The 10,641-nt window shown below is 32.3% G+C and carries 9 protein-coding genes and 2 pseudogenes; 5 read left to right on the forward strand and 6 right to left on the reverse strand.

What is annotated here, in order from left to right:
- The 3 genes and pseudogenes from OU788_RS10700 to trkA all read right to left on the reverse strand — a co-directional run.
- A partial coding sequence (locus tag OU788_RS10700; RefSeq protein WP_274635159.1) for a phage tail protein occupies window positions 1-267 on the reverse strand: 267 nt, incomplete at its 3' end.
- Window positions 268-372: 105 nt separating this feature from the next.
- Window positions 373-1,872 (reverse strand): TrkH family potassium uptake protein, encoded by a 1,500-nt coding sequence (locus tag OU788_RS10705; protein WP_274635160.1) that lies wholly within the window; start codon window positions 1,870-1,872, stop codon window positions 373-375.
- Window positions 1,872-3,223, reverse strand: a pseudogene (trkA, locus tag OU788_RS10710) (Trk system potassium transporter TrkA). The gene OU788_RS10705 and the pseudogene trkA overlap by 1 nt, the downstream one beginning before the upstream one ends.
- A 94-nt stretch (window positions 3,224-3,317) precedes the next feature.
- Between trkA and radC the strand changes: the two are divergent.
- From radC to OU788_RS10730, 4 genes are all read left to right on the forward strand, one after another.
- Window positions 3,318-4,004 (forward strand): RadC family protein, encoded by a 687-nt coding sequence (gene radC, locus OU788_RS10715; protein ID WP_274635161.1) that lies wholly within the window; start codon window positions 3,318-3,320, stop codon window positions 4,002-4,004.
- Window positions 4,005-4,035: 31 nt separating this feature from the next.
- Window positions 4,036-5,340, forward strand: coding sequence for a DUF7033 domain-containing protein (locus tag OU788_RS10720; protein ID WP_274635162.1), 1,305 nt, complete (start codon window positions 4,036-4,038; stop codon window positions 5,338-5,340).
- A 175-nt stretch (window positions 5,341-5,515) separates the two neighbouring features.
- The gene (locus tag OU788_RS10725) at window positions 5,516-6,190 is read left to right on the forward strand and encodes a YjjG family noncanonical pyrimidine nucleotidase (protein WP_274635163.1); all 675 of its coding nucleotides are present in this window, start codon (window positions 5,516-5,518) and stop codon (window positions 6,188-6,190) included.
- A 41-nt stretch (window positions 6,191-6,231) separates the two neighbouring features.
- Window positions 6,232-6,972, forward strand: coding sequence for a hypothetical protein (locus tag OU788_RS10730; protein WP_274635164.1), 741 nt, complete (start codon window positions 6,232-6,234; stop codon window positions 6,970-6,972).
- Between the two features lie 173 nt (window positions 6,973-7,145).
- Here the strand turns inward: OU788_RS10730 and OU788_RS10735 are convergent.
- Window positions 7,146-8,418, reverse strand: a pseudogene (locus tag OU788_RS10735) (replication-associated recombination protein A).
- 76 nt (window positions 8,419-8,494) lie between these two features.
- On the opposite strand from OU788_RS10735, the gene OU788_RS10740 reads away from it, so the two are divergent.
- Window positions 8,495-9,205: a rhomboid family intramembrane serine protease gene (locus OU788_RS10740; RefSeq protein WP_274635165.1), complete on the forward strand. Its 711-nt coding sequence runs from the start codon at window positions 8,495-8,497 to the stop codon at window positions 9,203-9,205.
- 34 nt (window positions 9,206-9,239) lie between these two features.
- Here the strand turns inward: OU788_RS10740 and rlmB are convergent, their stop codons facing one another.
- Together rlmB and OU788_RS10750 are read right to left on the reverse strand one after the other, a co-directional pair.
- Window positions 9,240-9,977, reverse strand: a complete 738-nt coding sequence (gene rlmB, locus OU788_RS10745) for a 23S rRNA (guanosine(2251)-2'-O)-methyltransferase RlmB (RefSeq protein WP_274635166.1) — start codon at window positions 9,975-9,977, stop codon at window positions 9,240-9,242.
- 73 nt (window positions 9,978-10,050) lie between these two features.
- A partial coding sequence (locus OU788_RS10750) for a hypothetical protein (protein ID WP_274635167.1) occupies window positions 10,051-10,641 on the reverse strand: 591 nt, incomplete at its 5' end.

Below are 10,641 nucleotides of genomic sequence, written 5' to 3' on the forward strand. Positions count from 1 at the left end.
TCCACGACCAGCACTAATAGCTACTCTTCCTCTTAAATCAGGTAAGGCAAATGTTGTTCTGCCATCTCCTCCATATATGGTTCCTAATAAAGAAAATAAGGCTTGATTTTGTGCTATAGCCATTAATTGACCTTCACAAAATGCCCATCCTCTAGGAGCAAAATTACCAGCAAACATTCTAATTTCTCCCAAAAAAGCTTCTTGAGCTTTACTTTCAGGGATGTTTAATAAGCAAATAAAAAAAAGCAATGCAATTTTTAGTTTCATAACTATAAGAGATTTGGTTAATCAACTAAAAATAATGTTTTTATCTTAATTTTCTGGTTTTTAAGTTGTTATTAGGTGTTTTTCCTGTTGTAAAAGGTGGTTTAACTAATTCTTCCTCCAGAAAAATGGAGTTAATAAGATTAACACAGTAAATAGCTCTAGACGTCCAATCAGCATTAAGAAAGAACAGAACCATTTTGCTCCCATAGATAGGTGGTTAAAATTATCTACTGGACTAACACTTCCTATAGCAGGTCCGATATTTCCTAAAGAGGAAGCACAAGCGCCTAAAGCAGATTTTATATCCAATCCTAAAAGAGCTAGAATAACTGTACCAATAATAAATATTAACATGTACAGGATAAAAAATGAAAGTACATTAAATATAATCGTTTGGTTTACTGCTTTACCATCGTAACGTACAGGAATAATAGCATTAGGGTGTAGCGATTTTTTGAACTCTAAAAAACTGTTTTTCAGCATGATAATATGTCGAACAATTTTCACCCCTCCAGAGGTAGATCCTGCTGAACCTCCTAAGAAAAATAGAGAGAAAAATATAGCAGTAACAAAAAAGCTCCACATAGTAAAATCGGCAGTAACAAAACCAGTGGTGGTTACTACTGAAATTACAGAGAATAACGAGTGGCGAATAGCACTTTCTACTTCACCCCATACTTTTGGGTGTGCTATGGTTGTTTGTAAATTCGGATCTTGAAAAAAGATAATCATAAGTGCTACGATAGCCGAAATACCTATAATTCCGAAGAAATAGTATTTAAACTCTTCGCTTTGTATAACTTTTCTAACTTTTCCTTTTAATGCAAAATAGGTAAGTACAAAGTTGGTACCTGCTATAAACATAAAAAGGATGATGATATATTGAATTAGAGGAGTGTCATTCCAATGGGCAACACTTGCATTTTTGGTTGAAAATCCACCGGTACTTACCGTAGCCATTGCATGGTTTATGGCATCAAACCAAGTCATACCCGCTACTTTTAATAATAAGAATTCAACAGCGGTTAATAAAACGTAGATTAACCATAAACGTTTAGCTGTATCGGTAATTCTTGGGTGTAGTTTATCTGCTGAAGGTCCAGGAGCTTCTGCCATAAAAAGCTGCATACCACCAATACCTAATAAAGGTAAAATAGCAATGGTAAGAACAATGATTCCCATACCCCCAATCCAATGCGTAGCACTACGCCAAAATAAAATTCCTTTTGGCATTGATTCAATATCTGTTAAAATAGAAGAACCTGTTGTTGAGTATCCTGAGATGGTTTCAAAAAAAGCATTGGTAACACTTGGAATACTTCCCGTAAGTAAGTAAGGTAGCGTTCCTGTAAAAGATAATGTTAGCCATCCAAGGGTTACAATAAGGTATCCTTCTTTTTTATGAATATTATTGTTGTCTGGTTTGTTAAAAAAATAGAGTAATGTACCAAGAGTAATTGTAATGATTCCTGCATTTAAGATTCCTAGTTTAGCAGCTTCATTATAATAAACGCTTACAGGAACTGTTAACCACATAAACAATCCGTTTAAAATGGCTGTAACTCCTAAAAAACGATAAACTAATTTTAGATTAAGATTTCCCATTAGTTAAATAAATCTTCTACAATTGTTATTGCTTCAGGTAAACAAAAAACAATGGCTCTATCTTCGCTTTGTAATTGAAAATCTCCGAAAGACATTAAAGGTTCACCGTTTCTAATTACACCTCCTATGATAGCTTCTCTAGGAAAACGCAATTCTCGAATTACTTTTTTAGTGACCTTTGCATTCGGTTTTACTTCAAATTCAAAAACTTCAGCATCTACATTATGTAAGTTGGCTAAGGCAACAATTTCTCCTTTTCGAATATGACGGAAAATATTACTAGCTGCAATTAGTTTTTTATTGATTAAAGTGTCAATTCCTATGGTTTGAGAAATGTTTATGTAGTCCATGTTCTCAACCAAGGCAACTGTTTTTTTAACTCCTTTAGATTTTGCTACAAGGCAAGACATAATATTTGTTTCAGAATCACCAGTTACAGCTACAAAGGCATCCATTTCTCTAATGTTTTCTTCTTCTAACAACTCTAAATCTCTACCATCTCCATAAATAACTAGTGTGTTTCGAAGATCTTCGGCTAATTGTAAAGCTTTGTCTTTGTCTTTTTCAATAAGTTTCACCTTAAAGTTGTCTTTACAAAGCTTTCTAGCTGTTTTTCGTCCAACTCGACTTCCTCCTAAAATCATTACGTTGGTAATGTCAATATGATTTTTACCAATAATAGGGTAAAGTTGATCAATACTGTGTTTAGGAACAGAAAAATAAACCTGATCGTTTATTTTATATTCGGTATCTCCTCTTGGAATAATTGTTTGCGATGTTCCTTCACGCTTTATAGCTATGGTAATAAAATCTACCATATTGTACCTATCCTTTATTTCCTCAACGGTTAAGTCTAAAATAGGTGATTTATACCCAAGGGTGGTTCCCATAATATTGAAAACACCATTTTCAAAAGCAACGGTATCGTTAAAGGAAGATTGATGTAAAAGCGATTTAATTTCTTCTGCAGCTAATTCTTCAGGAGAAATCATAAAATCTACACCGTAATCTTTAAAATTAATACAAGGATTATCTAAAAATTCAGGGTTACTAATTCTAGCAATGGTTTTTTTTACTCCTAATGCTTTTCCTATTACTGAAATTGTGAAATTTGTATTAGGACTCTCAGTAACTGCCAATAAAAGGTCTGCCGAACTAATACCTATTTCTTTTAGTAGTTTAATTGAGGTGGCATCACCTTTTTTTGTAATCACATCTAAGTGATTGTTTAGGTATTCTAACTTTTCACCGTCAAAATCTATTACATAGGTGTCTTGCGCTTCGTAAGAAAGGAGTTTAGCCAAATGAAAACCGAACCGACGTCTCCAGCCCCGGCTATTATAATCTTCATAGTAAAATTTAAAAAAAGACTGACTGCAAAGATACTGTGCTTCTTTTGGTTGTGCAAAAAATGTTATATTTATAAATCTACTAAGAGAAAAAGGATGAAAAAGATTTCAATCAAATCATGGGCATTAGACGATAGACCAAGAGAAAAGTTATTGTTAAAAGGGAAAGTAGCTTTGTCAGATGCAGAGTTAATAGCTATTTTAATAGGATCAGGTAATAGAGAAGAGAGTGCTGTAGGTTTGGCTAAAAGAATTTTATTGTCAGTAAACAATGATTTAAGTTCACTAGCAAAGCTATCTGTAGAAGAATTAATGAAGTTTAAAGGAATAGGGGAGGCAAAAGCAATATCAATAGTTACAGCTTTAGAGTTTGGAAAAAGAAGACAGTTTGAAGAAAAAGTAGTAACTCCCAAAATAAGTAGTTCTAAAGATGTGGCTAAAATTATGCAACCACTCATTGGAGATTTACAACATGAAGAGTTTTGGGTGTTGTATTTAAATAATTCAAATAAAGTTTTAGCAAAACACCAGTTAAGTAAAGGCGGATTTACCGCTACTTTGGTTGATGTACGTTTGTTATACAAAAGAGGACTTGAATTATCATCTGTCGGAATTATAGTATGCCACAACCATCCTTCGGGAAAGTTAGAGCCTAGTAGAAGCGATATAGAGTTAACTCAGAAGATAAAGAAAGCAGGAGAGACTTTAGATATAAAACTGTTAGATCATCTAATTATTACTGAAAAAGCGTATTTTAGCTTTGCTGATGAAAGCATCTTATAGTTGTAGGTTTTACAACTAATATTTAATGAGTATGATACTGATTTACACCCATAAAGTTACTCCTCGAGTTCGTTATATTTTCAAACAAATTTTTACACGTATTTTACAGGTTGAAATAGATTTTACAGGTAAAATTGAAGAGTTTGTAGCTTTTAACGGGCCAAAATTTTCATATACCAACGTACCTTTAGGGAAAGAATTTTTTATTCAGAGTAATGAGTTGTTGTTTCAACAAGGTATAAAAGATGTTGAAATCAACATACAAGAATGGGAAGGAGTACCTTGTTTTTTTTCTACAATTGAAGCTTCAGAAATCCCGTTTGATATTTTTGCTGCTAGTTTTTATTTAATTTCTAGGTACGAAGAATATTTACCGCATATTAAAGACAAACACGGGCGTTTTTCGGCAACTCAAAGCGTAGCTTATGAAAATGGATTTTTAGAAAAACCTTTGGTTGATATTTGGGCATACAAGTTTTTAGAGGTGTTAAAACATAAGTTTCCCGATTTTGAAAATGAAGAAAGAAGCTATCAATATATTTCAACAATAGATGTTGATAATGCCTATGCCTACAAACACAAGAGTTTTATAAGAACTATAGGAGGTTTCTTAAAAGATGCTTCGCAGTTTAAAATTTTTACAATTTGGGATAGGTTCGCAGTGCTTTTCAATCTAAAAAAAGACCCGTTTGATACTTTTGAAAAGCTTATAGAATTAAAGAAAACGTATAATGTAAGAACCATTTTTTTCTTTTTAATAGGAGATTATACAACATTTGACACTAATGTTTCTGCTTCAAAAAGAAAATTCAAGCTATTGATAAAAGATATGGTAGATTATGCTCGAGTAGGGTTGCATCCGTCATATTACACCACGAACGATCTTTCTTTGTTAAAGAAAGAGAAAGAGCGTTTAGAGGCTATTACTAATATTCCTATCAAACGATCAAAACAACATTATTTACGAGTTTCGTTGCCTGAAACCTATCAACAATTAATCGATTTAGAAATAGAAGAAGATTACTCAATGGGCTATGCAAGTCATGTAGGTTTTAGAGCAAGTACATGTACTCCCTTTTATTTTTACGATTTAGATTTTGAAATTCAAACACCGTTAAAAATCTTTCCATTTGCACTTATGGATGCAACACTTAACGACTATATGAAGTTTACACCAAAGCAGTCGTTAGGAAAAATTAGAGATTTAAAAAATGAAGTAAAAGCAGTTAATGGTACTTTTATTACTGTGTTTCATAACGAAAGTTTAAGTAACTATTTGAGATGGAGAGGTTGGGGTAGATTGTATAATTCAATGCTTAAAATTGTAAAAACTTAGATAATTAGATGGTTAGACTTTTAGATTTACGGATGTTCTGAAGTTTATAAAGTGAAAAACGAAAAGTGTAAAATTAAAAGTGAAAAGTAAAAAGTTTTTTCTTTCGATAGTGTGAGTAAAAAACTAGTTTACCTAAACCCTAAACCCTAAACCTATTCAATTCAATAAAAGAGATATGGAAATAAAGCATTTATTTTTTGATCTAGACCACACACTTTGGGATTTTGATAGAAATTCAAAACTGACTTTTCAGAAAATTTTCGAAGAGCAAAACATTACAATTCCTATTGATGATTTTTTAGAAGTGTACATGCCGATAAACTTAAAATATTGGCGATTGTATAGAGAAGATAAAGTTGAAAAATCAGATTTAAGATATCATAGATTAAAAGAAACTTTTGATGTTTTAAATTATAAGATTTCTGATGATATGATTGATGTGATTTCTGAAGATTATATTCGTTATCTACCTAGTTATAATTATCTTTTTTCGGATGCTGTTGAAGTTTTAGAATATTTAGAAAATAAATACCATTTGCATATTATAACCAATGGTTTTGAAGAAGTACAGAACTTAAAACTTCAAAAATCAGGGATTGATAAATACTTTAAGCAAGTAATTACTTCAGAATGTGTTGGAGTTAAAAAACCGAATCCTAAAGTTTTTGAATTTGCTTTAAGCAAAGCTGAAGCTGAAGCTCACGAATCGATTATGATAGGGGATAGCTACGAAGCAGATGTTATGGGGGCTTTGAACTCGGGGATGATGGCAATCCATTTTTCCGAAGAAGCTAAAAATAATGGAGTACAACGTGTAGCTTCATTAATAGAATTAAAAAATTATTTATAAGTTTATCAAGAAATAAAGATATTATACCTAAAAGACATAAAATGAAAAGAATACTTTTAATAGCATTGTTTATATCAACAGCAAGTTTTGCGCAGAAATCTATCAATAATTATAAATATATAATCGTACCAAGTAAGTTTGATTTTGTTAAAGAGAAAGATAAATACCAAACAAGTTCATTAACTAAATTCTTATTCAACAAGTACGGATTTACCGTTTTTTTAGATGATGAAGAATTACCTGCTGAAGTTGCAGACAACAGATGTTTAGCTTTAACAGGAACTGTAAAAGATGAATCAGGTATGTTTACTACTAAAAGTGTTATTGAACTAACTGATTGCTACAACAAAGTTGTGTTTACATCAAAAGAAGGAAGAAGTAAAGAGAAAGAATACAAAAAGGCATATCAAGAAGCAATCCGTGATGCTTTTAAATCGATAGAAGCTTTAAAGTATACATACGTTCCGTTGCAAGAAGATGTTGTAACTAAAGAAGTACCAGCCTTAGCTTTGGTACCAACGGTAGTAGAAAGTAAAGTAGCGGAGGTTGTTGAAAAACCAGCCAATGCTAAAGAGCAATTATTTGCACAACCAATACCTAACGGTTTTCAATTAGTTAATATGAAACCTGAGGTTGTTTTTCAAGTATTAAAAACCAATGTAAAAGATGTTTTTGTGATAAAAGATAAAAACGGAATCTTATACAAAAATGGAAATTCTTGGTTTGCTGAATACTATACAAATGATGGTAAAGTAATTGAAGAATACCAAGTGAAGTTTTAATTATTTTTCTCTTAGATGTTTAATTATTGCTAAGAGAAAAAGGCTAAAACCAATAACTAAACAAGTATAATATACATAGCTCCTTTCTTCCTTAAAGACTATTGAAGAAGGGAGTATTATTCCAGATAATAAATACAGGTAAACAGGTTTAATCTTTGTAAAATTCATAGTTTTTAATAGTTGTATTTATCCTTCCAACGTTGTAGTTAATAATTCTCTAAATTGATTTTCACGAGCGTTATTTCCTGGTTCGTATAGTTTGGTGTTTTTAATTTCGTCAGGTAAAAACTCTTGATTCACAAAATTACCTGCGTAATTGTGCGAGTATTGATAGTCTTTTCCGTAGTCTAAATCTTTCATTAATTTAGTAGGAGCATTTCGTAAGTGCAAAGGAACAGATAAATCGCCAGTTGTTCTAACCAAGTTTTGAGCTTCACCAATCGCCATATACGATGCGTTACTTTTTGCAGAATTTGCTAAATACACAGCACATTGACTTAAAATAATCCTCGATTCTGGATAGCCAATAACTGAAACTGCTTGAAAAGTATTGTTCGCTAAAATCAACGCTGTGGGATTTGCATTTCCAATATCTTCTGAGGCAGCAATAAGCATTCTACGTGCAATAAACTTTACATCCTCTCCACCTTCTATCATACGAGCTAACCAATAAACAGCAGCATTAGGATCGCTTCCTCTAATCGATTTGATAAAAGCAGAAATGATATCGTAATGTTGCTCACCAGTTTTATCGTATCGAACGGTGTTTTTTTGAATTTTCTTTAAAACTAATTCGTTAGTGATGTCAATTTTATCCTCCGCAGCAACCAATAACTCAAAAATATTTAAGAGTTTTCGAGCATCACCACCAGATACTTGTAACAAAGCATCCGTTTCTTTTAAATTGATTTTTTTCTGAGAAATGATTTCGTCTTTTTCCATCGCTCTGTGCAAAAGTGCAATCAAATCCTCTTTATCAAAAGAATTCAAGATATACACTTGGCAACGAGAGAGTAGGGCAGGAATAACTTCAAAGCTCGGGTTTTCGGTAGTTGCTCCCACCAAAGTTACCCAACCTTTTTCAACAGCACCTAATAAAGAATCTTGTTGCGATTTGCTAAAACGATGAATTTCATCAATAAATAAAATAGGGTTTTTCTGCGTAAATAATCCACCACTATTTTTAGCTTTTTCAATAACCTCACGTACATCTTTTACGCCTGAACTAATTGCACTTAAGGTGTAAAATGGACGTCCAGATTCGTTGGCAATAATATTTGCCAAGGTGGTTTTCCCAATTCCTGGAGGTCCCCATAAAATTAATGAAGGAATAATTCCCTGCTTGATATGATTGGTTAAAATACCATTTTCGCCTACCAAATGTTGCTGACTTATATAGTCGCTTAATTGTTGTGGACGGATTCTTTCTGCCAAAGGTTGATTCATACGGTAAAAATAACAAAGATTTATGACAGAACTTCAGAAATGCTACTTTGGATTTATTTTTGTTATTTTCATGTTTATGAAAACAGAACACCAGCTAAAATTTTCTCCAACGGTTTTTACCATTCCTTTCCTATTTGTTTTTGCAATTTGGTTTGTGTATTGGTTAGAAATTACATTTGGATTGAATTTTAACAAATTTGGAGTTTATCCAAGAAGTTTTAGTGGTTTAAAAGGGGTTTTTAGCTCTCCTTTTATTCATAGTGATACAAATCATCTTTTTAATAATTCTGTTCCGTTGTTCGTGCTTTCTGCGTGCCTTTTTTATTTTTATAAGGAAGTAGCGGTGAAAGTTTTGATTTATGGAGGAATAATTACTGGATTGTTAACTTGGATAATTGCTCGAGAGTCATATCATATCGGTGCAAGTGGAATTGTGTACTTACTATTCAGTTTTGTGTTGTTTAGTGGAATTATAAAAAAGAACTACCGATTAGTAGCGGTTTCGTTTATTACGATTTTTTTATATGGAAGTATGGTTTGGTATGTTTTACCCATTAAAGAAGGAATGTCTTGGGAAGGACACTTATCAGGTTTAATAACTGGATTTGTTTTTGCCTTGTTGTATAGAAAAAGAGGAATTGTAAAAGAGAGGTTTGAGTTTTCTAAAACAGAATTTGATACGATGTTTGATGAAAATGGAAATTATGTTCCGCCTGTTACTGAAGAAGAAACCGAGTTAAAAGAAATTAACTATAAGTATATTTATAAAGAAAACGAACCAGAGTAAAATAAAAAATCCTGCATTTAGCAGGATTATATTTTTATAAACGTTGTCGTACAGATTCATATAAAAAGGCACCACAGGCAACCGATACATTTAAAGACTCAATTTCACCTAGTAGTGGTAATTTTGCTTTATAATCAACTAGTTTTAAAACTGAAGTACTAACACCTTTATGTTCAGATCCCATAACGATAGCTATTGGTTGATTAAAGTTGATGTCAAAAACAGAATCCTCTGTTTTTTCGGTGGCAGCAACTAATTTAATGTCTGCAGCTTTTAACTGAAAAATAGCATCTTTGATGTGGTCAACTTTACAAATAGGTACTTTGAACGCAGCACCAGCAGAAGTTTTAATAGTTTCAGCATTTACAGGAGCACTACCACTTTTTTGAATGATAATTCCGTTAACACCTGTACATTCAGCTGTTCTGATAATAGCTCCGAAATTTCTCACATCAGAAACTTGATCTAACAATAAGAATAGGGGAGTGCTATCAGAATCCAAAACGCTTTCTATCAAAGTATCTAAATCGTGAAATTCAACAGGAGAAATTTTAGCAACAGCTCCTTGGTGATTGTTATGTTTAGATAATCGATCTAGCTTTTCCGTAGGAACGACACTAGTTGATATTTTATTTTTTTTCAATAGTTTGTCTAACTGAAAAAATAAGTCTCCTCGTAAGCCTTTTTGAAGATATACTTTATTAATTGAAGCACCACTTTCTATGGCTTCAATAATGGCTCTAATACCAAAAATGTTTGTGTTTTGTTCCATGCTGCAAATGTAGTTGATTTTATGGTATAAAAAAACCACCTCGTTAGAGGTGGTTTTTAAAAAAAGAGTTTTATTAATTTTTAGTTAAAATCATTTCTCTATCAGAAAAATAACCATCAACTGTATATACAATTGTAAGAGTATTTTTGTCAGCAGAAACAGAACCGTTACCACTAACAGGTATTCCATATGCATCTTCCAAAAATCCGCCAGTAACATTTAAGTTTCCACAAGCGTCAGAGATGTTAAATGAATAATCACTACCAAAAGCGTCATCTGCACTAATAGTGTAAGTACCATCACCTGTTTCCGTTATAGTTACAGTTTTAGCTCTACCAGTAGTATAAGTCCAACTACCAGCTAAATCTGATGGGCATAAAACACTAATGTTTAAATCAGCATTGGTGTAACCTGAAAAATAGTTTTGTTCAGCCTCAAAGCTAATAGACATAGTTTCACCGTTTCTGTTTAAGCTATTATCAGTAAAACTTAAAGGTATTGTAGCCTCATTAGAGTTTGCTGGAATAGTTACAGAAGTAGGAACTGTATAATTTTCTGCAACCATAGAAGTAGTTATGTTTAAATCTATGGTAGTATCAGAACTCATTTTTGATGAAGTAAAAATTTTAAGTTCTGTATTTAGAGAAGTACCTTCTGCTACAAC

Origin of the sequence: Tenacibaculum sp. L6 (genome assembly GCF_028823685.1) — a bacterium.
Classification (GTDB): domain Bacteria; phylum Bacteroidota; class Bacteroidia; order Flavobacteriales; family Flavobacteriaceae; genus Polaribacter.